The organism is Pseudomonas sp. 2957 (assembly GCF_031456345.1).
GTDB classification, from domain to species: domain Bacteria; phylum Pseudomonadota; class Gammaproteobacteria; order Pseudomonadales; family Pseudomonadaceae; genus Aquipseudomonas; species Aquipseudomonas siliginis.
Genome location: NZ_JAVDUL010000004.1, coordinates 436,672 through 458,550, shown reverse-complemented (window position 1 = coordinate 458,550; position 21,879 = coordinate 436,672). Strand labels below are relative to the sequence as shown.

24 protein-coding genes and 1 other RNA gene are annotated in these 21,879 nt (G+C 61.2%); 12 read left to right on the top strand and 13 right to left on the bottom strand.

Annotated elements, in window-relative coordinates; translation table 11 throughout:
• Positions 1 to 205 precede the first annotated feature (205 nt).
• The 5 genes from J2Y39_RS16755 to J2Y39_RS16735 are packed head-to-tail and all read right to left on the bottom strand — an operon-like array spanning position 206 to position 5,017.
• Complete coding sequence (locus tag J2Y39_RS16755) at positions 206 to 1,423, bottom strand: 2-octaprenyl-3-methyl-6-methoxy-1,4-benzoquinol hydroxylase (protein ID WP_310219051.1); 1,218 nt, start codon at positions 1,421 to 1,423, stop codon at positions 206 to 208.
• Between the two features lie 9 nt (positions 1,424 to 1,432).
• The gene (locus J2Y39_RS16750) at positions 1,433 to 1,918 is read right to left on the bottom strand and encodes a DUF4442 domain-containing protein (RefSeq protein WP_041476891.1); all 486 of its coding nucleotides are present in this window, start codon (positions 1,916 to 1,918) and stop codon (positions 1,433 to 1,435) included.
• The gene (ubiH, locus tag J2Y39_RS16745; protein WP_095181278.1) at positions 1,911 to 3,098 is read right to left on the bottom strand and encodes a 2-octaprenyl-6-methoxyphenyl hydroxylase; all 1,188 of its coding nucleotides are present in this window, start codon (positions 3,096 to 3,098) and stop codon (positions 1,911 to 1,913) included. Before ubiH ends, J2Y39_RS16750 begins: the two co-directional genes overlap by 8 nt.
• On the bottom strand, positions 3,095 to 4,429 hold the full coding sequence (gene pepP, locus J2Y39_RS16740) for a Xaa-Pro aminopeptidase (RefSeq protein ID WP_041476895.1): 1,335 nt from the start codon (positions 4,427 to 4,429) through the stop codon (positions 3,095 to 3,097). Before pepP ends, ubiH begins: the two co-directional genes overlap by 4 nt.
• A 27-nt stretch (positions 4,430 to 4,456) precedes the next feature.
• Positions 4,457 to 5,017 (bottom strand): YecA family protein, encoded by a 561-nt coding sequence (locus J2Y39_RS16735; RefSeq protein WP_041476897.1) that lies wholly within the window; start codon positions 5,015 to 5,017, stop codon positions 4,457 to 4,459.
• A 125-nt stretch (positions 5,018 to 5,142) separates the two neighbouring features.
• Here J2Y39_RS16735 and J2Y39_RS16730 point away from each other — a divergent pair, with 125 nt between their 5' ends.
• The 4 genes from J2Y39_RS16730 (at position 5,143) to J2Y39_RS16715 (ending at position 6,561) form a co-directional block, all read left to right on the top strand.
• On the top strand, positions 5,143 to 5,352 hold the full coding sequence (locus J2Y39_RS16730) for a TIGR02449 family protein (RefSeq protein ID WP_007911197.1): 210 nt from the start codon (positions 5,143 to 5,145) through the stop codon (positions 5,350 to 5,352).
• Positions 5,349 to 5,666, top strand: coding sequence for a cell division protein ZapA (locus J2Y39_RS16725; protein WP_016772632.1), 318 nt, complete (start codon positions 5,349 to 5,351; stop codon positions 5,664 to 5,666). Before J2Y39_RS16730 ends, J2Y39_RS16725 begins: the two co-directional genes overlap by 4 nt.
• A gap of 30 nt (positions 5,667 to 5,696) precedes the next feature.
• A non-coding RNA gene (gene ssrS, locus J2Y39_RS16720) (6S RNA) lies at positions 5,697 to 5,875 on the top strand.
• A gap of 80 nt (positions 5,876 to 5,955) precedes the next feature.
• Complete coding sequence (locus J2Y39_RS16715) at positions 5,956 to 6,561, top strand: 5-formyltetrahydrofolate cyclo-ligase (protein ID WP_024014742.1); 606 nt, start codon at positions 5,956 to 5,958, stop codon at positions 6,559 to 6,561.
• 35 nt (positions 6,562 to 6,596) lie between these two features.
• Here J2Y39_RS16715 and J2Y39_RS16710 read toward each other — a convergent pair whose 3' ends face one another.
• On the bottom strand, positions 6,597 to 6,752 hold the full coding sequence (locus J2Y39_RS16710; protein WP_024014743.1) for a hypothetical protein: 156 nt from the start codon (positions 6,750 to 6,752) through the stop codon (positions 6,597 to 6,599).
• A gap of 197 nt (positions 6,753 to 6,949) precedes the next feature.
• On the opposite strand from J2Y39_RS16710, the gene J2Y39_RS16705 reads away from it, so the two are divergent.
• Positions 6,950 to 7,402: an EVE domain-containing protein gene (locus J2Y39_RS16705; protein ID WP_252868452.1), complete on the top strand. Its 453-nt coding sequence runs from the start codon at positions 6,950 to 6,952 to the stop codon at positions 7,400 to 7,402.
• Between the two features lie 141 nt (positions 7,403 to 7,543).
• On the opposite strand, the gene J2Y39_RS16700 is transcribed toward J2Y39_RS16705, so the two are convergent.
• Positions 7,544 to 7,951: a flagellar basal body-associated protein FliL gene (locus J2Y39_RS16700; RefSeq protein WP_056791694.1), complete on the bottom strand. Its 408-nt coding sequence runs from the start codon at positions 7,949 to 7,951 to the stop codon at positions 7,544 to 7,546.
• 150 nt (positions 7,952 to 8,101) lie between these two features.
• On the opposite strand from J2Y39_RS16700, the gene J2Y39_RS16695 reads away from it, so the two are divergent.
• Complete coding sequence (locus tag J2Y39_RS16695; RefSeq protein WP_056791691.1) at positions 8,102 to 9,079, top strand: NADPH:quinone oxidoreductase family protein; 978 nt, start codon at positions 8,102 to 8,104, stop codon at positions 9,077 to 9,079.
• Between the two features lie 257 nt (positions 9,080 to 9,336).
• Positions 9,337 to 10,686 carry a glycerol-3-phosphate transporter gene (gene glpT / locus J2Y39_RS16690; protein WP_024014747.1) on the top strand — a complete coding sequence of 450 codons (1,350 nt, stop codon included), beginning with the start codon at positions 9,337 to 9,339 and terminating at the stop codon, positions 10,684 to 10,686.
• On the opposite strand, the gene J2Y39_RS16685 is transcribed toward glpT, so the two are convergent.
• The 6 genes from J2Y39_RS16685 to J2Y39_RS16660 all read right to left on the bottom strand — a co-directional run bounded on the left by J2Y39_RS16685 (position 10,662) and on the right by J2Y39_RS16660 (position 16,854).
• The gene (locus tag J2Y39_RS16685) at positions 10,662 to 11,330 is read right to left on the bottom strand and encodes a gamma-glutamylcyclotransferase (RefSeq protein ID WP_024014748.1); all 669 of its coding nucleotides are present in this window, start codon (positions 11,328 to 11,330) and stop codon (positions 10,662 to 10,664) included. The genes glpT and J2Y39_RS16685 overlap by 25 nt on opposite strands.
• Before the next feature lie 184 nt (positions 11,331 to 11,514).
• The gene (locus J2Y39_RS16680) at positions 11,515 to 12,483 is read right to left on the bottom strand and encodes a CDP-6-deoxy-delta-3,4-glucoseen reductase (RefSeq protein WP_056791686.1); all 969 of its coding nucleotides are present in this window, start codon (positions 12,481 to 12,483) and stop codon (positions 11,515 to 11,517) included.
• Entirely contained in the window at positions 12,483 to 13,949 is a 1,467-nt protein-coding gene (gene ubiD / locus J2Y39_RS16675; protein WP_039757427.1) for a 4-hydroxy-3-polyprenylbenzoate decarboxylase, read from the bottom strand. Before ubiD ends, J2Y39_RS16680 begins: the two co-directional genes overlap by 1 nt.
• Before the next feature lie 239 nt (positions 13,950 to 14,188).
• Positions 14,189 to 15,448 carry a transcription termination factor Rho gene (gene rho, locus J2Y39_RS16670; protein ID WP_003229334.1) on the bottom strand — a complete coding sequence of 420 codons (1,260 nt, stop codon included), beginning with the start codon at positions 15,446 to 15,448 and terminating at the stop codon, positions 14,189 to 14,191.
• Positions 15,449 to 15,696: 248 nt separating this feature from the next.
• The gene (trxA, locus tag J2Y39_RS16665; protein WP_003206727.1) at positions 15,697 to 16,026 is read right to left on the bottom strand and encodes a thioredoxin TrxA; all 330 of its coding nucleotides are present in this window, start codon (positions 16,024 to 16,026) and stop codon (positions 15,697 to 15,699) included.
• A 120-nt stretch (positions 16,027 to 16,146) separates the two neighbouring features.
• A complete protein-coding gene (locus tag J2Y39_RS16660) occupies positions 16,147 to 16,854 on the bottom strand; it encodes an FCD domain-containing protein (protein WP_310218812.1) in 708 nt (235 codons plus the stop codon).
• 256 nt (positions 16,855 to 17,110) lie between these two features.
• On the opposite strand from J2Y39_RS16660, the gene J2Y39_RS16655 reads away from it, so the two are divergent.
• From J2Y39_RS16655 to ppx, 5 genes are all read left to right on the top strand, one after another.
• Positions 17,111 to 17,896: a transporter substrate-binding domain-containing protein gene (locus J2Y39_RS16655; protein WP_016772623.1), complete on the top strand. Its 786-nt coding sequence runs from the start codon at positions 17,111 to 17,113 to the stop codon at positions 17,894 to 17,896.
• A gap of 21 nt (positions 17,897 to 17,917) precedes the next feature.
• Positions 17,918 to 18,586: an amino acid ABC transporter permease gene (locus J2Y39_RS16650; protein ID WP_024014752.1), complete on the top strand. Its 669-nt coding sequence runs from the start codon at positions 17,918 to 17,920 to the stop codon at positions 18,584 to 18,586.
• On the top strand, positions 18,583 to 19,233 hold the full coding sequence (locus tag J2Y39_RS16645; protein ID WP_016772621.1) for an amino acid ABC transporter permease: 651 nt from the start codon (positions 18,583 to 18,585) through the stop codon (positions 19,231 to 19,233). The genes J2Y39_RS16650 and J2Y39_RS16645 overlap by 4 nt, the downstream gene beginning before the upstream one ends.
• Positions 19,220 to 19,957 carry an amino acid ABC transporter ATP-binding protein gene (locus J2Y39_RS16640; protein WP_310218810.1) on the top strand — a complete coding sequence of 246 codons (738 nt, stop codon included), beginning with the start codon at positions 19,220 to 19,222 and terminating at the stop codon, positions 19,955 to 19,957. Before J2Y39_RS16645 ends, J2Y39_RS16640 begins: the two co-directional genes overlap by 14 nt.
• A gap of 207 nt (positions 19,958 to 20,164) precedes the next feature.
• Positions 20,165 to 21,667, top strand: coding sequence for an exopolyphosphatase (ppx, locus tag J2Y39_RS16635; RefSeq protein ID WP_041476907.1), 1,503 nt, complete (start codon positions 20,165 to 20,167; stop codon positions 21,665 to 21,667).
• Positions 21,668 to 21,879 lie beyond the last annotated feature (212 nt).

Here is a 21,879-nt window from a genome sequence, read left to right as displayed (position 1 = left end):
GTCGGGAAAGGTGGGCCAAATGATAAGGACTCACATTTACCACCACAATCGAACACTGGGGGAAGGCGTTACCAGATGTTGCACGGCTCAAAACTGCGGTAAGTGGGCGGACGCTTTCGCGAGCAGGCTCGCTCCCACATTGGAATGCATCTCAACAGTGGGAGCGAGCCTGCTCGCGAAGGGGCCATCAGCCTCAATGAGGCGGTCAGGGCTTTGCCAGAGTTGGAAGATCCCCAGTCAACCCCAGCGCCTCGCGCACAAACAACGCCTTCGCCTCGGGCATCTGCTCGACCAGTTTCAATCCGGCATTGCGCAACCAGCGCAGCGGCAGCGGATCGGCCTGGAACAACCGCTCGAAGCCTTCCATCGCCGCCATCAGCGCCAGATTGTGCGGCATGCGCCGACGCTCGTAGCGGCTCAGCACCTTCACGTCCGCCAGTCGCTCACCGCGCTGATGCGCTTGCAGGAGCACTTCCGCCAGCACGGCGGCATCGAGGAATCCAAGGTTCACACCCTGCCCCGCCAAGGGGTGAATGGTGTGCGCCGCATCACCGATCAAGGCCAGGCCCTCAGCGACGTAGCGCTTGGCATGGCGCTGACGCAGCGGCACGCACAGACGCGGATCGGCGCTGATCACTTCACCGAGGCGCCCTTCGAACGCTCGCTCCAGCTCAGCGCAAAACGCAGTCTCCTCGAGCGCCATCAAGCGCTCGGCTTCAGCCGGTGTGGTCGACCAGACGATCGAGCACCAGTCCTGCTGACCATCACGCTCCAGCGGCAAAAACGCCAATGGCCCGTGATCGGTAAAGCGCTGCCAGGCGGTTTTGCGGTGCGGCTGGCTGCAGCGCACGCTGGTGACGATGGCGTGATGCAGATAATCCCACTCGCGAGTCGCCACGCCGGTCAGACGGCGCACAGCAGAATTGGCGCCATCGGCCGCGATTACCAGCGGCGCGCGCAAGGTGCGGCCGTCGGCCAGGGTCAGCAGCCAGTCATCGCCGGAGCGACGCATCTGCTCCAGCCGTGCATTGGCCAGCATGCCCAGGTCGCAGTCATGCAAACGCTCGAGCAAGGCATCCTGGACCACGCGATTTTCGACGATGTGGCCGAGCACATCGGCATGCACGCTGCTCGCCGAGAAATGAATCTGCCCGGTGCCGCTGCCGTCCCAAACGTGCATGTCGGTGTACGGGCTGCTGCGCCGCTGGGCGATGCCGTCCCAGACGCCAAGGCGCTCGAGAATGCGCTGGCTCGCCGCCGACAATGCACTGACGCGCGGTTCGAACGCCGCTTCGGCAGCGAAGGGTTTGACACTCAGCGGGCTACCGTCGAGCAACAGCACTTCCAGCCCACTGTCCTGTAACGCCAGCGCCAGGGCGCTGCCGACCATTCCGGCTCCGACAATCAGCAGATCTGCGCGCATTTCCATGCTTTAGGCCTGTCTCGCTTGCGGCTTGAGCCGCACGTAAAGGGTTTTACCGACCCGCGCCACAAGGTTGCCGGCGCCGTCATGAATGTCGACCTGCAACTGCGGCAGGTATTTCTCGCCGTTGGCGGTCTGCCGGCGGATCTCGTCGAGCAGGGTCTGGTCGATGTTGAACCGGGCGAACACCGGGCCTTTGCCCGGCGCAATGAAATCGATGTCGGCGGCCTTGTCCCAGACGATGTACTTCGGGCCGAGGTTTTCCATGAGCATCAACATGAAGAACGGGTCGACCATCGAATACAGACTGCCGCCAAACTGGGTGCCGACATAGTTGCGGTTGTACCAGCCCAACCCCATGGACACTTGGACGTCGCGAAAGTCATCGCTGATGTGCCGCACCCGCACACCCGCGCCGAGATATGGCGGGTAGCAGGTCATTACCCAACGCATCAATCGCGCCTTGCCGAATGTGTTGCTCAGCCACTCAAGCATCCGGACGGGTTCCCAGACCCATCGCCTGCCGGGCGAACCAGCGTTTGGCTGGCGGCAGCAGGTCGAGGCCGAGCAGGCCGAGGTTGCGCCCCAGCGACACCAGCGGCTGGGTGCTGCCGAACAGACGCGTGACCTGATCGGAGAAGCCCACCGTCAGGTCCTGATCGAGGCGCTGCCGTTCGCGATAGGCCTGCAACGTGGCGAAGTCGCCCAGCGGCTTGTCGCTGGCCAGCAGCGCGGCAGCCAAGGCGTCGGCGTCACGCAGCGACAAGTTGAAGCCCTGGCCGGCGATCGGGTGCAGGCTGTGTGCGGCGTTGCCGAGCACGGCCAGATGCGAGCGCACCTGTTCTTCAGCTTCGATCAGTGACAGCGGATAAAGATGCCGTGCGCCGACCTGTTTCAAAGTGCCGAGGCGGTAACCGAATACGCCTTGCAGCTCGCTGAGAAAATCACGCTCGCTCAATTCAGTCAGACGCTGCGCGTCCATGCCCAGCCGCGTCCACACCAGCGCGCAGCGATTATCCGGCAGCGGCAGCAGGGCCATCGGCCCCTCATCGGTAAAGCGCTCGAAGGCCATGCCGTTGTGCGCTTCACTCGGGGTGATGTTGGCAATCAGCGCGCTCTGGTTGTACGGGCGCTTGCGCACGTTGATGCCCAACTGTTCGCGCAAGCCGGAGCGGCCGCCATCGGCGAGCACCGCGAGGTCGCATTCCAGCGTGGTTTCATCGTTGAGGGTCAGACGATAGCCATCGGCCAACGGCTCCATGCGCGTGACTTCCGCCGGGCAGCGCCACGTGATCACGTCTTTGTCGAGGTGCTGCCACAGGCACTGGCCGAGCCAGGCGTTTTCCACCACGTAACCGAGCGCTGGCACACCCTCTTCCATCGCCGACAAGCGCGCGGTGGAGAAGCGGCCACGGTCAGAGACGTGAATCTGTTTGATCGGCTCGGCGCGGCGGGAGATTTCCTGCCACACGCCCAGGCGCTGATAAATCTGCCGCGAGCCGAAGGACAGCGCCGAGGAGCGAGCGTCGTAGCTCGGTTGCCAGCTGTCGCCGGGGGCGAACGGTTCGATCAGGACGATTTTCCAGCCCTGCGCCTTGGCCCCGGCCTGCAACGCCAACGCCAGACTGGCGCCGACCAGACCGCCACCGATGATTGCCAGATTGACTCGACTCATGCTGCGTGTGTCCTTGCTTGTGCCATCAGCGCCTCGATCTCGGCGACGGTTTTCGGCACGCCGCTGGTGAGGATTTCACAACCGGATCGGGTCACGACCACGTCATCCTCGATACGCACGCCAATACCGCGCCATTTCTTCGCCACGTTCTGATTGTCCGCCGCGATGTAGATGCCGGGCTCCACGGTCAGCGCCATGCCGACCTCCAGCACACGCCATTCGCCGCCGACCTTGTACTCGCCAACGTCATGCACATCCATGCCCAGCCAGTGGCCGGCGCGGTGCATATAGAAAGCCTTGTAGGCTTCGCTGGCGATCAACTCGTCAACCTCGCCCTGCAACAAGCCAAGCTTGACCAGACCTGCGGTGATCACCCGCACCGTGGCTTCGTGCGCCTGGTTCCAGTGCTTGTTGGGGGCAATCTCGGCGAATGCCGCTTCCTGCGAAGCCAGCACCAACTCGTAGATCGCCTTCTGCTCCGGCGAGAACCTGCCATTGACCGGCCAGGTGCGGGTGATGTCGCTGGCGTAGCAGTCGATCTCGCAACCAGCGTCTATCAACACCAGATCGCCGTCCTTGAGCAGCGCGTCATTTTGCTGGTAATGCAGGATGCAGCTGTTGCGCCCGGCGGCGACAATCGAACCGTAGGCCGGCATCTTCGCCCCGCCCTTGCGGAATTCGTAATCCAGCTCGGCTTCGAGGCTGTATTCATACAGCCCCGGACGACTGGCCTGCATCGCGCGGATATGCGCCTGCGCCGAAATCCGCGCGGCTTCGCGCATCACCTTCACTTCTGCCGCCGATTTATACAGGCGCATGTCGTGCAGGAGGTGATCCAGGGCAACGAATTCATTCGGCGGCTGCGCGCCGAGGTGCGCCTTGGAGCGGATCACGTTGATCCAGTCCATCAAATGCCGATCGAATTCAGGGTTGCTGCCCATCGCCGAATACACCCGGTCGCGGCCTTCGATCAGGCCCGGGAGGATGTCGTCGATGTCGGTAATCGGAAAGGCGTCGTCGGCGCCGTACTCGCGGATCGCGCCTTCCTGCCCGGCGCGCAGGCCATCCCACAATTCGCGCTCGGCATTGCGTTCACGGCAGAACAGGATGTACTCGCCGTGCTCGCGGCCGGGCATCAGGACGATGACGGCCTGGGGCTCGGGAAAACCGCTGAGGTACTGGAAGTCGCTGTCCTGACGGTAGACGTGCTCGACGTCGCGGTTGCGGATGGCCACCGCGGCGGCGGGCAGGATCGCGATGCTGTTGGGTTCCATCTGCGCCATCAGGGCCTTGCGGCGACGGCTGTATTCCGCTTTGGGGATATGGGTCATGGGCAGATGGCTTTCCCTGGCACGCGATTAATGCAGCGAAGGTTTGGCCGCTGGCGGCACATCGGACTTCTTGGTTTCCGAGAACAGCAGCAGAGGCGCGACGCGCAGGTATTCCATGACTTCCATGTAGTCGGATTCGCCGTCTTCGGATTCTTCCAGCGCGTCCTGCACCTGGGAAATGGCGGCCAGATCCTGCAGCACTTCGGTGGCTTCGGTGCTGAGCATGCTGCTGTCGCGGCAGTTCAGGCCGAAACCGCTGAGGAAGCCCTGGCACCATTCGCCCAGTGCAGCAGCGCGGTCGGCCAGCGGCGCATCGTCGGTCGGCAGCAGCAGCACGACAGTGACGTCGTCGCCGGTCAGCTCGCCTTTGACCATCTCCTGCAGGCCGATCAGAGCGTTGCGGACGTTGTCCTGGATGTCGCCTTCGAGCAGTTCGGCGGCGTCGATCAGCCAGCCTTCGTGATCGAAGCCGGCCCCGGCGCAACTGCGCCCGAGCAGCACGCCGTGCAGTTCGGCAGGCGAGACGTTGTGGCCGCTGGCAGTCAGCAGGGTGGCAAAGGCTTGGTACGGGGAATTCGCAATGGTCATGGGCAGCTAGGCGCCAGACGGCGCTATGTCTAGAATGAAGGCCTTGTATCCTACATCGACAGCCCCGCCAAGACCATTAAAGGCTGTCCGCCAGTCACCACCCATCAGACGAACACGTGGACCCAATGGAAGACACCGACCTGCAAGCGCTGATGGCCAGACTCGAACTGCTGATTGGCCGAGTCGAGCAACTTAAGAGTCAAAACGCACTCTTACTAGCTCAGGAAAAAACCTGGCGCGAGGAACGCGCTCACCTCATTGAAAAAAACGAAATCGCCCGGCGTAAGGTCGAATCGATGATTTCGCGCCTCAAGGCCCTGGAGCAAGACTCATGAGTTCAAGCAATAGCGTTACCGTGCAGATCCTCGACAAAGAGTATTCGATCATCTGCCCGCCGGAAGAACGCAGCAATCTGGTCAGTGCCGCGCGCTACCTGGACGGCAAGATGCGCGAGATCCGCAGCAGCGGCAAAGTCATCGGTGCCGACCGCATTGCCGTGATGGCCGCGCTGAACATCACCCACGACCTGTTGCACAAAGAAGAGCGCCCGGACATCCAGGCCAGCGGTTCGACCCGCGAACAGGTGCGCGACTTGCTCGATCGTGTCGATCTGGTCCTGGCCGACGATCAGAACACCGCCAAGGGCTGATTCGCCTGGCAGCTTGAGGTATACTCGCGGCACTCCCTGGGGTGCTTGCCAGTTGACGATGTCCCGGAGCCGATTCGCACTACCCTGGAAGTTGCACGTTGGGCTGGTGTGCATGTCCGCTAGACGGAAAGCCTTAAAGTCTACTGCTTCTTCCACCTTGAACTTTCGGGTTCAAGGGCTGAGTTGACAGCGGTTCATCCGGGGAGCCTGATTCGAATCCGATGTCGGTGTATGCCGACATCGGATTTTTTATGCGTACGTTTTTGCATCCACCTGCCGAAGCCGAACCATGACCGAACCCGCGCTGCTGCCCCGTCCGCAACTCCGCCGTCTGCTGCGCAAGGCACGCCGCGCACTGACGCCAGGCGAACAACGCCAGGCGGCCAAAGGCCTGTTCCGCCAATTGGCGCAAGACCCGCACTTTCGCCGGGCGAAACATATCTCTCTGTATTTGCCCACCGACGGTGAAATCGATCCGCGCCTGCTCCTGCGCGAAGCCCAGCGTCGCGGCAAGGCGACTTATCTGCCGGTACTCAGCGCGTGGCCACGAACGAAAATGGTCTTCCAGCGCATCCGCCCCGGCGAAAAGCTCACCCCCAATCGCTTCCGCATCCTCGAGCCCCGGGCCAATCTGGCTCGGCAACGCAAGGTCTGGGCGCTGGATCTGGTGCTGTTGCCGCTGGTAGGGTTTGACGATGTCGGCGGGCGCCTGGGCATGGGCGGCGGATTTTATGATCGCAGCCTCGCCTATCTGGCCCGGCGCAAGAACTGGCGCAAGCCGACGCTGCTGGGCCTGGCCCATGAGTGTCAGAAGGTCGAACGTCTGGCGCAGGCGAGCTGGGATGTTCCGTTACAAGGCACGGTCACCGACAAGGCGTGGTATTTCGCAGAGTAGACGCCGCATGGAACAGCGGCGTCGAAGAGACAGGTTCAGCGTTTGAAAGCGGTCGACTGTTGCACCTGTTGCGCCACTTCAATCGGCGCGTCGGTCTTGTTCGCCCACAGGCTCTGCGCGTAACCGGTGGTTACCACGCCCAGGCCAAACAAAATTACCAAAGTCCATAGCAAATCCGGTTTGCGTTTCATCGATTGCCCCCCTCAAGGCACATCATCACGATGACAGCAGCGGTTTCCGTTCGTAGGCCGTGCAGCAGCGTCAAGCTTTAAAGGCCGGCATTTTGCGGCAACGTGAACCTGTGCGCAAACGCTGACGTCAACCGACTGTCGGTTTGTCATAAAATTGCCCGACAACCTGCCCAATGACCGCTTCAGGAGCACACGACATGGCCTACTGGCTGATGAAATCAGAGCCCGACGAACTCTCGATCAAGGGTCTGGAAAAGCTCGGCAAGGCGCGCTGGGACGGGGTTCGCAACTATCAGGCGCGCAATTTCCTGCGGGCGATGGCGGTCGGTGACGAGTTCTTTTTCTACCATTCCAGCTGCCCGGAGCCGGGGATTGCCGGGATTGGCAAAATTATCCAAGCAGCGTATCCCGATCCGACGGCGCTGGAGCCGCAGAGCCATTACTTCGATCCGAAGGCCACAGCGCAGAAGAATGCCTGGAGCGCCATCGACGTGGCGCACGTCGAAACCTTTGCGCGAGTCTTGAAGCTCGACTACCTGAAACAGCAGACCGCGCTGGCAGAAATGCCACTGGTGCAGAAAGGCTCGCGGTTGTCGGTGATGCCGGTGACGACGGAGCAGTGGGCGGCAGTTATCGCGCTCAAACCCTGATTCATTTTTGCCTGATAAATAGCTTTCGCGAGCAGGCTCGCTCCCACAGTGGATTGGTGGTGATGCACATTTTTGCATTCACCGAATAACCCTGTGGGAGCGAGCCTGCTCGCGAAGGGGCCTGCCCGGACAGCGAATGACTTACTGAATGATCAGGTTGTTGAACAACAGATCCTCAACCACCGGTTTGCCGGTCTCGTCATTCATGACCTGCTGGGTCTGCTTCAACGCTTCCTGACGCAGCTTTTCCTTGCCCTCGATGCTGCCCATCGCCTCGGTCGACTGCTGAGTGAACAGCGCCACCAGCTGATTGCGGATCAGCGGCTCGTTGGCCTTGACCAGTTTGGTCGCCTCCTCACCAGTCACACGCAATGCCACATCGGCCTTGTAGACCTTGAGCTTGGCGGTGCCGTCCAGGCCATAGTTGCCGACGAACGGCGGGCTCAGGGTGATGTAATTGACCTTCGGCGCCTCGCCTTCTTTGGCTTCTTCGGCCAGTGCTGCCACAGGCAGAGACAGGGCCAGCAATAACATGATCCACGCTTTCACAATTCGCTCCTTATCCGGTTTGCGGCCTAGCATAACGACCCGCCGCGCAAGCACAAGCTTATGGCTGACTATCAGGGCCGGGCATGCTCGTTGACCCGTTGATTCACACACCTACACTTATCGGCCATCACTCCCAAAGGAATAGCCCTGATGAAAGCCGTGCTGTGCAAAGCCTTCGGCCCTGCCGAATCGCTGGTGCTGGAAGACGTCGCCAGTCCTGTCGCGAAGAAGAATGAAATCCTGCTGGACGTGCACGCTGCCGGAGTCAATTTCCCGGACACGCTGATCATCGAGGGCAAATACCAGTTCAAACCGCCCTTCCCGTTTTCGCCGGGCGGTGAAGCGGCGGGCGTGGTGCGTGAAGTCGGGGAAAAGGTCAGCCATCTGAAAGTCGGCGACCGGGTCATGGCCCTGACTGGCTGGGGCAGTTTTGCCGAGCAGGTGGCGGTGCCGGGCTACAACGTCCTGCCGATTCCGCCGTCGATGGATTTCAACATCGCCGCTGCATTCAGCATGACCTACGGCACCTCGATGCACGCGCTCAAGCAACGCGCCAACCTGCAACCGGGCGAAACCCTGCTGGTGCTCGGCGCATCGGGCGGCGTCGGCCTCGCCGCCGTGGAGATTGGCAAAGCCATGGGCGCCCGCGTGATCGCCGCCGCCAGCAGCGCCGAAAAACTCGCGGTGGCCAAGGCTGCCGGCGCCGATGAGCTGATCAATTACAGCGAAGCCAGCCTCAAGGAGGAGATCAAACGCCTCACCGACGGCCAGGGCGCCGACGTGATCTACGACCCGGTCGGCGGCGACCTGTTCGACCAAGCCATCCGCGCCATCGCCTGGAACGGCCGCCTGCTCGTAGTCGGCTTCGCCAGCGGACGCATCCCGGAACTGCCGGTCAACCTCGCCCTGCTCAAAGGCGCGGCGGTGCTCGGCGTGTTCTGGGGTTCTTTTGCCCAACGCCAGCCACAGGACAATGCAGCCAACTTCCAGCAGCTGTTCGCCTGGTTTGCCGAGGGCAAGCTCAAACCGCTGGTGTCGCAGGTGTATCCGCTGAGCAATGCCGCGCAGGCAATCGATGATCTCGGTCAGCGCAAGGCTGTGGGCAAGGTTGTCGTTCAGGTTCGTTAACAACATGGAGCGATCCGGAGCAACCATCCGGATCGCTTTAGCGTTGAGGTCTGCCTCTCCCATGCGCAAAACCGCAGAAACCCACCCGAGCCACCATTCCCTCAGCGCCGCGTACTTGTCTCAGAGCGACATGTTCATAAAGGAACGTTCATCTGCCCAAATTTCCGCTGTTTTGCCGACGTGAAGCGATGCTATTTTCGGTAACGAAACTGTAACATTCGCATCCGCAGTCAAAACAAGAAAACTGGAGCTCTTGAATGTTTGCTTTCTTTCGTCCTGCCGCACATCAGGCTCCATTGCCTGAAGAAAAAATAGACAGCACCTACCGCCGCCTGCGCTGGCAGATCTTCGCCGGTATCTTTATCGGCTACGCCGGTTACTACCTGCTGCGCAAGAACTTCTCCCTCGCCATGCCGTACCTGATCGATGAAGGCTACAGCCGTGGCGACCTCGGCCTGGCGATGTCGGCGATCGCCATTGCGTATGGTTTGTCGAAGTTCCTCATGGGCCTGGTGTCCGACCGTTCCAACCCGCGCTTCTTCCTGCCGTTCGGTCTGCTGGTCTCGGCCGGGGTGATGTTCATTTTCGGTTTCGCGCCGTGGGCAACGTCCAGCGTGACGATGATGTTCATCCTCCTGTTCATCAACGGCTGGGCGCAGGGCATGGGCTGGCCGCCGAGCGGGCGGACCATGGTGCACTGGTGGTCGCAGAAGGAACGCGGTGGCGTGGTGTCGGTGTGGAACGTGGCGCATAACGTCGGCGGCGGTCTGATCGGCCCGCTGTTCCTGATCGGCATGGGTCTGTTCAACGACTGGCACGCGGCGTTCTACGTACCGGCAGCGGTCGCGCTGGGCGTGGCGGTGTTCGCCTTCATCACCATGCGTGACACCCCGCAATCGGTCGGCCTGCCGCCGATCGAGCAGTACAAGAACGACTACCCGGAAGGCTACGACGCCAGCCACGAAGACGAATTCAGCGCCAAGGAAATCTTCGTCAAGTACGTGCTGCGCAACAAAATGCTCTGGTACATCGCTCTGGCCAACGTCTTCGTCTACTTGCTGCGCTACGGCGTGCTGGACTGGGCGCCGACGTACCTGAAGGAAGCCAAGGGCTTCACCGTGGATAAAACGTCGTGGGCCTATTTCTTCTACGAGTGGGCAGGCATTCCGGGCACGCTGCTGTGCGGCTGGATGTCAGACAAGATCTTCCGTGGCAACCGTGGTTTGACCGGCATGGTGTTCATGGCCCTGGTGACTGTCGCGACCCTGGTTTACTGGCTCAATCCGGCCGGCAATCCGATGGTCGACATGATCGCCCTGCTGTCGATCGGCTTCCTGATCTACGGCCCGGTGATGCTGATCGGCCTGCAAGCGCTGGAACTGGCGCCGAAGAAAGCCGCCGGTACTGCAGCGGGCTTCACCGGTCTGTTCGGTTATCTGGGGGGTTCGGTCGCGGCCAGTGCGGCGATGGGCTACACCGTTGACCACTTCGGCTGGGATGGCGGTTTCGTGCTGCTGGTCGGCGCTTGCCTGCTGGCGATGGCCTTCCTTGCGCCAACGCTGTGGCACAAGCAAGTCGCCAGTCAGAGCCGTGAAGCGGTCGCCTGATCGCTGTGTGATTTACAGCGCTTGAGCCGCGCCTCCAGATTTCGATCCGGCATGGCGTGGCTGCGCAGGGCGTGCGCGGTCTGCTCGACATAATCGCGAGTGGTGCCGTAACGCCCGCTCGCGCTGGCGAACACCTGGCTGAGCACATGATCCGGCAAGTTGCCGGCGTAGCTCGGCAGGTGGCGCTCAAGAACGAAGCCCAAGGCCTGCACCTGAGTGCCATCTTCGAGCCGGCAATTGAGCCAGTGCGGACGATACGACGGAAACGGCATCTCACGTTTCCACAGGGCGTACAGCGCGGTATCGAGATTGTCTTCCGGCAAGCGGTAGGCAAAACCGCTGCATGAACCGCCGCGATCCAGACCGAACACCAGACCGGGCATTTCCGGGGTACCCCGATGCTCGTGGGACCACAGGTACAAGCCGCGATGATAGCCATGCACGCGACCGCGCATGCGCTCGACCGCCGTGCATTCCGGCCGCCAGATCAGCGAGCCATAGGCGAACAGCCACACCGGCCCGCCCTTGTGGCGTGCCATGGTCGATTGCATGGAAGCGAGAAGTTGTTCGTGCGTCAGCTGCGGCCCAAGATCGAGCCGCGGAGGGTAAGCCAGGTTCAGAATTGCGTTTTCAATGGCGCTCATGGCGAATAGCGTTCAGCTCCCCGCGGGTGAAGAATTACTTAATAGAACGCACCGTTGTAACAATAAGGCACATATGTTTTAAGGCAAATTAAGTGCCACTGATTAATTGCCTGATTCATATATAACCTAGCGATATTTACTGTTTAGGGTAAATACCGATCGGCTATATACCAAGTTATAAGTCTCAGGAGCGCGGCGCGTAGGCGAACACATCAGCGCGCATCTGATGCGCATCCATCCCCGCCTCGACCAGCGCGTCCAGCGTGCCGTAGACCATCGCCGGCGAACCGCTGGCATAGACATGCAGCGGCTTCAGATCGGGGAAATCCTCGCAAACCGCTTCGTGCAACATCCCGCAGCGCCCTTCCCAGCCGCACTGGTCGCTGACCACTTTGTGCAGGAACAGATTGGGCAGCTTCAGCCATTCGTCCCAGTGCTCGATCTGATAAAAGTCTTCTGGACGGCGTACGCCCCAATACAGATGCACTGGATGCTTGAAGCCTTCGGCGCGGCAATGTTCGATCAGGCTGTGAATCTGGCCCATGCCGGTGCCGGCGGCGATCAACACCAGCGGACCGTCGGGTAGTTCCGCAAGATGTGTGTCACCGAACGGCAGCTCGACACGCACCAGCGGGTTGCGTTGCAGCTGCTCGATCAGGCTCAACGCACTGGTTTCGCGCGCCAGCACATGGATTTCCAGATCACGTCCGCCGTGGGGCGCCGAAGCCATGGAGAACGCCGATTTCTCGCCGTTCTCACGCTCGATCATCAAATATTGCCCGGCGTGATAGCGCGGCGGCTTGCCCGCCGGTGCACGCAGACGCACGCGCCAGGTGTCGCCGCCGACCTCGCGGCACTCGATGACCTGACACGATAGGCTGCGCACCGGCAATTCACCGAGTGCGAGCACGCCATCCCACAACAGCACGCAGTCTTCCAGCGGTGCGGCGATGCAGGTGTAGAACTCGCCATGGTCGTGGACTTTGCCGGCCTGCTCGACGCGGCCCTCCACCAGCAGCGCTGCACACACGTGGCAATTGCCGTTGCGGCAGCTTTGCGGGCAGTCATAGCCCAGGCGCCGCGCACCGTCGAGAATCCGCTCACCGGGCTGTATCTCGAGCACTGCTCCGGAAGGCTGCAGGGTTACACGCATCAATCTATTCCTAACTGATTCCAGATGGCATCGATCCGTTGGGTGACGGCGTCGTCCTTGACGATCACGCGGCCCCACTCGCGAGTGGTTTCGCCCGGCCACTTGTGGGTGGCATCCAGGCCCATTTTCGAGCCCAGGCCGGAGATCGGCGAGGCGAAGTCGAGGTAGTCGATCGGCGTGTTATCGATCATCACCGTATCGCGCTTGGGATCCATGCGCGTGGTGATAGCCCAGATCACGTCGTTCCAGTCGCGGGCGTTGATATCGTCGTCAGTGACGATAACGAACTTGGTGTACATGAACTGTCGCAAAAACGACCAGACACCGAGCATCACGCGCTTGGCATGCCCCGGATACGACTTCTTCATCGTCACCACGGCCATGCGGTACGAGCAGCCTTCCGGCGGCAGGTAGAAGTCGGTGATTTCCGGGAACTGCTTCTGCAGGATCGGCACGAACACTTCGTTCAGCGCCACGCCGAGAATCGCCGGCTCATCCGGCGGCCGCCCGGTGTAGGTGCTGTGATAGATCGGCTTGATCCGGTGGGTGATGCGCTCGACGGTGAACACCGGGAAGCTGTCGACTTCGTTGTAGTAACCGGTGTGGTCGCCATAAGGGCCTTCGTCGGCCATTTCGCCCGGATGAATCACGCCTTCAAGGATGATTTCGGCGGTGGCCGGTACTTGCAGATCGTTGCCACGGCACTTGACCAGTTCGGTACGGTTGCCGCGCAAGAGCCCTGCGAAAGCATATTCGGAGAGGCTGTCCGGCACCGGCGTTACGGCACCGAGAATCGTCGCCGGATCGGCGCCAAGGGCCACGGACACCGGGAACGGCTGGCCCGGGTGCTTCTCGCACCACTCGCGGAAGTCGAGAGCGCCGCCACGATGGCTGAGCCAGCGCATGATCACCTTGTTGCGGCCGATCACTTGCTGGCGGTAGATACCGAGGTTCTGGCGTTCCTTGTTCGGGCCTTTGGTGACCGTCAGGCCCCAAGTGATCAGCGGGCCGACGTCGCCGGGCCAGCAGGTCTGCACCGGCAACATCGCCAGATCGACATCGTCGCCTTCGATGACCACTTCCTGGCATACCGCGTCTTTGACGACTTTCGGCGCCATCGAAATGATCTTGCGGAAGATCGGCAGTTTCGACCACGCGTCCTTCAAGCCCTTCGGCGGCTCCGGCTCCTTGAGGAAGGCCAGCAGCTTGCCGATTTCGCGCAGCTCGCTGACCGACTCGGCGCCCATGCCCATGGCCACGCGCTCGGGGGTGCCGAACAGGTTGCCGAGCACCGGAATGTCGTAACCGGTAGGCTTCTCGAACAGCAGTGCCGGGCCTTTGGCCCGCAACGTGCGGTCGCACACCTCAGTCATCTCCAGCACCGGCGAGACGGGAATCTGGATGCGTTTCAACTCTCCGCGCTGCTCAAGCTGCTGCACGAAATCCCGAAGATCCTTGAATTTCATTGACGATGGCACCCTCAAAATAGGCGTACATCCTACCTGCTCTGAGGGGCAAACAGCAGCCCGTCATTGCTCGATTGTGGTCCCCGCGCTGCGGCGAAGGCGCAGGCCTCGAACTCGGGAGTGCGCTGCCGACGCCGCAATATCGGCCCATCAACAGATATCTGTGATGGCCGCGAGATTTTTCGGGGCAAAAAAAAACGCCCCCTCGCGGGAGCGTCCTTTGCTGAAACGCCAGCGTATTACTTGCGTTTCATCGACAAGAAGAACTCGTCGTTGGTCTTGGTCGTTTTCAGCTTGTCGACCAGGAACTCGATGGCGGCGACTTCGTCCATCGGGTGCAGCAGCTTGCGCAGAATCCACATGCGCTGCAGTTCGTCGTCGGCGGTCAGCAACTCTTCGCGGCGGGTGCCGGAGCGGTTGATGTTGATGGCCGGGAACACACGCTTCTCGGCGATCTTGCGATCCAGAGGCAGTTCCATGTTGCCGGTACCCTTGAACTCTTCGTAGATCACTTCGTCCATCTTCGAGCCGGTTTCAACCAGCGCGGTGGCGATAATGGTCAGCGAGCCGCCTTCTTCGATGTTACGCGCGGCACCGAAGAAACGCTTCGGCTTCTCCAGGGCGTGGGCATCGACACCACCGGTCAATACCTTGCCGGAGCTCGGGATCACGGTGTTGTAGGCACGGGCCAGACGGGTGATGGAGTCGAGCAGGATCACCACGTCTTTCTTGTGCTCGACCAGGCGCTTGGCCTTCTCGATCACCATTTCAGCAACCTGCACGTGACGGGTCGGCGGCTCGTCGAAGGTCGAGGCAACCACTTCGCCGCGCACGGTGCGCTGCATTTCGGTCACTTCTTCCGGACGCTCGTCGATCAACAGCACGATCAGGTGAACTTCAGGATTGTTACGGGCGATGTTCGCTGCGATGTTCTGCAGCATGATCGTTTTACCGGCTTTCGGCGGTGCGACGATCAGACCACGCTGGCCTTTGCCGATCGGTGCACACAGGTCGATCACGCGACCGGTGAGGTCTTCGGTGGAACCGTTGCCGGCTTCCATCTTCATGCGCACCGTCGGGAACAGCGGCGTCAGGTTCTCGAAGAGAATCTTGTTTTTCGCGTTCTCCGGACGATCGAAGTTGATCGTGTCGACCTTGAGCAGGGCGAAGTACCGCTCGCCTTCCTTCGGAGGGCGGATCTTGCCAACGATGGTGTCACCGGTGCGCAAGTTGAAGCGGCGGATCTGGCTCGGCGAGACGTAGATGTCGTCAGGGCCGGCGAGGTAGGAAGCGTCTGCGGAGCGCAGGAAGCCGAAGCCGTCCTGGAGAATCTCCAGCACGCCATCACCGGAGATTTCCTCGCCGCTTTTCGCGTGCTTTTTCAGCAGGGAGAAAATCACGTCCTGCTTGCGCGAACGGGCCATATTTTCTATGCCCATCTGTTCGGCCAATTCGAGCAGTTCGGTAATCGGCTTTTGCTTGAGTTCAGTCAGATTCATATAGGAATGACGTAATCATTTATGGAGGGGGGGAAATTAAGCTTTTGGCTTAATGAGGCCGCGCCGCGGAGAAGGCGACAGGATCGCGAACTAATTCGAAAAGGAGTGCGTCGGCGACGGCTAGCAGGGGGCATTGGAGAAACCAGTGCGGGGCCGAATGTACCACCTGAGTTTCGGAGCGTCTAGCCCTGAATACGCAAAAAGCCCCGCGATTTGCGGGGCTTTTTTTTAGCGTTTTACTGCGACGCTCAGATGTTGGCGTCGAGGAAAGCCGCCAGCTGCGACTTCGACAGTGCGCCGACCTTGGTCGCTTCAACGTTGCCGTTCTTGAACAGCATCAGCGTCGGGATACCACGCACGCCATGCTTGGCCGGGGTTTCCTGGTTTTCGTCGATGTTCAGTTTGGCGACGGTCAGCTTGCCTTTGTAAGTCTCGGCAATCTCGTCCAGAACCGGTGCGATCATTTTGCAAGGGCCGCACCATTCAGCCCAGTAGTCGACCAGGACAGCGCCTTCGGCCTTGAGTACGTCGGCTTCGAAACTAGCGTCGCTAACGTGTTTGATCAGATCGCTGCTCATGGAATTCTCCAGGTTGTAAGCAAAAAAACGTGGCCCATCATAGCCGCCCTTCCCTTGTTCAGGAAGCCGCAGATGATTGAGTGTTGCTATGGCCCTTGATGAGTTTGGGTATAGCTCAAGTCACGCCGTGGCGGGAGCGATGAAGGCGATTCCAGTGCGCAGGGCGGCGTTGCGCACGTGTTCCTGCATGGCTTTCTGCGCCGCCGCCGAGGCGCGGCGCGCCAGTGCGCGGAGGATCTTGCGGTGTTCCTGCCAGGTTTCCATGGCGCGCTCGGCGCGGATGAACGGCAGTTTCTGGCTCTCGAGAAAGATCTCGGCGCTGGCGGTGAGGATGCTCAGCATCGCCTGATTGCCGCTGGCGAGAAGGATGCGCCGGTGGAATTCGAAGTCGAGTTTCGCCGCCGCCTCAAAGTCGCCGAACTTCAATTGCTCGCGCATGGCCGCAACGTTGTCTTCCAGCGCATCCAGATCGAACGTGCTCAACGTCACCGCCGCCAGCCCTGCTGCAAACCCTTCGAGCGCATAGCGCAATTGAAAGATATCCAGCGGCGATGCCTGCGCCGCAAACGACCAGCCTGGCGCGTTGTCGCCGCGCGACAATTCGACCGGCGACTGCACGAACACGCCCTTGCCCGGCTGAATGCTGACCACGCCCAGTGCACTGAGCGACGACAGCGCTTCACGCAACGATGCCCGACTGACGCCCAGTTGCAGCGCCAGATCCCGTTGCGAAGGCAACGCGTCGCCGGCACCGAAGCCCTGTTCGGTGATCAGTTTGCGGATCGCTTGCAGCGCCACTTCGGGTACGGCGCGGGAGATCGAATTCATGATGTGCGGACGCGTCAGGGCCAAGGTGCGGCTAGTTGTAAAGCTATTCGTCGAGTCCGGCAAGTCGTGCCCCAGCGGGGTTCGGCGCGCACTGCCGATGCGCCATCGCAGTGCGAAAACCGAGTTGACTGTTCAGACCAGTAAGACCGAACCAAGCCGCTGATGCCGCGGCCTGCCGGGGCGAAATCCGCCTGTTGGCACGGCCCATGCTCTGTCCGATCGCAGCAACCACTTCCCGCCGATCCGGAGATTGTCCATGACCCAGCGTTACAGCGCCCTCCTCGCTTCCCTGTTTGCCGGCCTGCTGCTGTGCCAGGCCCCCGCTCACGCCGACGGTCTGGACGACGTGGTCAAACGCGGCACGCTGAAAGTCGCCGTGCCCCAGGACTTCCCGCCGTTCGGCTCGGTCGGCCCGGACATGAAGCCGCGCGGCCTGGATATCGACACGGCGAAGCTGCTCGCTGACCAACTCAAGGTCAAACTCGAACTGACCCCGGTCAACAGCACCAACCGCATCCCGTTCCTCACCACCGGCAAAGTCGATCTGGTGATCTCCAGCCTCGGCAAAAACGCCGAGCGTGAGAAAGTCATCGACTTCTCCCGCGCCTATGCGCCGTTCTACCTCGCCGTGTTCGGTCCGCCAGACGCCGCGATCACCAGCCTCGACGACCTCAAGGGCAAGACCATCAGCGTAACCCGGGGCGCCATCGAAGACATCGAGCTGAGCAAAGTCGCCCCCGAAGGCGTGACCATCAAACGTTTCGAAGACAACAACTCGACCATCGCTGCTTATCTGGCAGGCCAGGTCGATCTGATTGCCAGCGGCAACGTGGTGATGGTGGCCATCAGCGAGAAGAACCCCAAGCGCGTGCCGGCGCTGAAGGTGAAGCTCAAGGATTCCCCGGTCTACGTGGGCGTGAACAAGAACGAAGCGGCGTTGCTGGCCAAGGTCAACGACATCCTCAACACCGCCAAGGCTGACGGCGCACTGGAAAAGAACTCGCAGACCTGGCTGAAAGAGCCGCTGCCGGCCGATCTCTGATCGACTGCGCGGGAGACGTTCATGGCTTATCAGTTCGATTTTATGCCGGTGGTGGAAAACACCGACCTGCTGCTGCGCGGCGCACTGTTCACGCTGGAGCTGACCGCCATCGGCGCGCTGCTCGGGGTCGGCGTGGGCATTGTCGGCGCGCTGGTGCGAGCGTGGCAGATCCGCCCGTTCTCAGCGATCTTCGGCGTCTACGTCGAGTTGATCCGCAACACGCCGTTTCTGGTGCAACTGTTCTTCATCTTCTTCGGCCTGCCGTCGCTCGGCGTGCAGATTTCCGAGTGGCAGGCGGCAGTGCTGGCGATGGTGATCAACCTTGGCGCCTATTCGACCGAGATCATCCGCGCCGGCATCCAGGCGATTCCGCGCGGGCAGCTGGAAGCGGCTGCGGCATTGGCGATGACGCGCTTCGAAGCGTTCCGCCACGTCGTCCTGCTGCCCGCGCTGGGCAAGGTCTGGCCGGCGCTGAGCAGCCAGATCATCATCGTCATGCTCGGTTCGGCGGTGTGTTCGCAGATCGCCACGGAAGAATTGAGCTTCGCCGCCAACTTCATTCAGTCGCGCAACTTCCGCGCCTTTGAAACCTATGCGCTGACCACCCTGATCTATCTGTGCATGGCGCTGCTGATCCGCCAGTTGCTCAACTGGTTCGGGCGTCGGTTCATTGCGAGGAGCAGCCAATGAGCGATTTCACTTTCTGGGACATCCTGCGCAACCTGCTCACCGGCCTGCAATGGACCCTGGCGCTGTCACTGGTGGCGTTCATTGGCGGCGGCCTCGTCGGCCTGCTGATTCTGGTGATGCGCATCTCCAAGAACACGCTGCCAAGCAGCATCGCCCGCACCTGGATCGAGCTGTTTCAGGGCACGCCACTGTTGATGCAACTGTTTCTGGTGTTCTTCGGCGTGGCGCTGGCCGGGATCGAGATTTCGCCGTGGATGGCCGCGGCGATCGCTTTGACCTTGTTCACCAGCGCCTATCTGGCGGAGATCTGGCGCGGTTGCGTCGAGGCCATTCCCCACGGTCAGTGGGAAGCCTCGTCGAGCCTGGCGCTCAATCCGCTTGAGCAGTTGCGCTACGTGATCCTGCCGCAAGCGCTGCGCATCGCCGTGGCGCCGACCGTGGGCTTCTCGGTGCAAGTGGTCAAAGGCACAGCGGTGACTTCGATCATCGGCTTCACCGAACTGACCAAGACCGGCGGCATGCTCGCCAATGCCACGTTCGAACCGTTCATGGTCTACGGCCTCGTCGCCCTCGGCTACTTCCTGCTCTGCTACCCCTTGTCCCTCAGTGCGCGCTACCTGGAAAGGAGACTGCATGCCTCTGCTTAGAATTTCCGCCCTGCATAAATACTACGGCGATCACCACGTACTCAAAGGCATCGACCTCAGCGTCGAGGAAGGCCAGGTCGTGGCGATCATCGGCCGCAGCGGCTCGGGCAAATCGACTCTATTGCGCACACTCAACGGCCTGGAGTCGATCAACGACGGCGTGATCGAAGTCGACGGCGAATACCTCGACGCCGCCCGCGCCGATCTGCGCAGCCTGCGACAGAAGGTCGGCATGGTCTTCCAGCAGTTCAACCTGTTCCCGCACCTGACCGTCGGCGAAAACGTCATGCTCGCGCCGCAAGTGGTGCAGAAAGTACCCAAGGCCAAGGCAGCCGAACTGGCGCGCGAAATGCTCGAGCGAGTCGGGCTCGGGGAGAAATTCGATGCCTTCCCGGACCGTTTGTCCGGTGGTCAGCAGCAACGGGTGGCGATCGCCCGGGCTTTGGCGATGTCGCCGAAGGTGCTGCTGTGCGATGAAATCACCTCGGCGCTGGACCCTGAGCTGGTCAATGAAGTGCTCAGCGTGGTGCGGCAATTGGCCAAGGAAGGCATGACGCTGATCATGGTCACCCACGAGATGCGCTTTGCCCGGGAAGTCGGCGACAAACTGGTGTTCATGCACCATGGCAAGGTGCATGAGGTGGGCGATCCAAAGGTGTTGTTTGCCAATCCGCAGACGGCCGAGCTGACGAACTTTATTGGCACGGTGGAAGCGACAGCCTGAAGATTTTCTGAAGCAGTGATGCCCTCTTCGCGAGCAGGCTCGCTCCCACATGGGAATGCGTTCACCTGTGGGAGCGAGCCTGCTCGCGAATGGCCGCGTCGCGATCCCCAGACTTTCTGCGCTGAATCAACGGTTTGAACCATGCGCGTTGGCGCCAGCGTTTGATCGTGGCACGATGTCGGGGTTATCGACCGAGACCCCCTGACCATGCCGCAATCCCAAGCCAAGAATCTGTCCCTGATCGCCGCAATCGACCTGGGCTCCAACAGCTTTCACATGGTCGTGGCCAAGGCCCAGAACGGCGAAATCCGCATCCTCGAGCGCCTCGGCGAGAAGGTGCAACTGGCCGCCGGCATCGACGACGCGCGCCAGCTCAACGAAGAATCGATGCAGCGCGGCCTCGATTGCCTCAAGCGCTTTGCCCAACTGATCAACGGTATGCCGCTCGGCGCCGTGCGCATCGTCGGCACCAACGCCCTGCGTGAAGCGCGCAACCGTGGCGAGTTCATCCGCCGCGCCGAGGAAATCCTCGGCCACACGGTTGAAGTCATCTCCGGCCGTGAAGAAGCGCGCCTGATCTATCTCGGCGTTTCGCACACACTCGCCGACACCCCGGGCAAACGTTTGGTCGCCGACATCGGCGGCGGCAGTACCGAATTCATCATCGGCCAGCGCTTCGAGCCTTTATTGCGCGAAAGCCTGCAAATGGGCTGCGTGAGTTTCACTCAGCGTTATTTCAAGGACGGCAAGATCACCCCGGCCCGCTACGCCCAGGCCTACACGGCGGCGCGCCTGGAAATCATGAGCATCGAGCACGCCCTGCATCGCCTGACCTGGGATGAAGCCATCGGCTCCTCCGGTACGATTCGCGCCATCGGCCTGGCCCTGAAGGCTGGCGGCCACGGCAGCGGCGAGGTCAACGCCGAAGGCCTGGCGTGGCTCAAGCGCAAATTGTTCAAGCTGGGCGACGCCGACAAGATCGATTTCGAAGGCATCAAGCCTGACCGTCGGGCGATCTTCCCGGCGGGCCTGGCGATTCTCGAAGCGATCTTCGACGCCCTTGAACTGCAACGCATGGACCATTGCGAAGGCGCACTGCGTGAAGGCGTGCTCTACGACCTGCTCGGCCGTCATCACCATGAAGACGTGCGCGAACGCACCCTGACCTCGCTGATGGAGCGCTATCACGTCGACCTGGAACAGGCAGCGCGGGTCGAGCGCAAGGCCCTGCACGCGTTCGATCAGGTTGCTGTCGACTGGGAACTGGATGACGGCATCTGGCGCGAACTGCTCGGCTGGGCGGCGAAGGTCCACGAAGTCGGCCTCGACATCGCTCACTATCACTACCACAAGCATGGCGCCTACCTCATCGAGCACTCCGACCTGGCAGGCTTCTCGCGAGAAGACCAGCAGATGCTCGCGCTATTGGTGCGCGGGCACCGGCGCAATATTCCCAAGGACAAGTTTGCCGAATTCGGCGATGACGGCATCAAACTGATTCGCCTGTGCGTGCTGCTGCGGTTTGCCATTCTGTTCCATCACATTCGCGGAACCCAGGCGATGCCGCAGGTGGCGCTGCATGCCAATGGCGACCATCTCGATGTGGAATTCCCGGAGAACTGGCTGGATGAAAATCAGCTGACTCAGGCGGATTTCGGCCTGGAAGCGGATTGGCTGACGCGGGTTGGAATTGTCCTCACGGTGCACTGAGTAACTGGCTGGCACAAAAAAGGCGATCCGTTAGGATCGCCTTTTTATTGGGTTTGGCTTGAGAGCGGCGGTGTAGCTCTCCCCTCACCCCAGCCCTCTCCCGAGGGAGAGGGAGCCGATTTGTACTAGCGTTGAGGCCAGAGTTCGATCAGGTATTTCAGGTCAGTGTATGACGCAAGACACCTCGGTCAGTCCCCTCTCCCTCCGGGAGA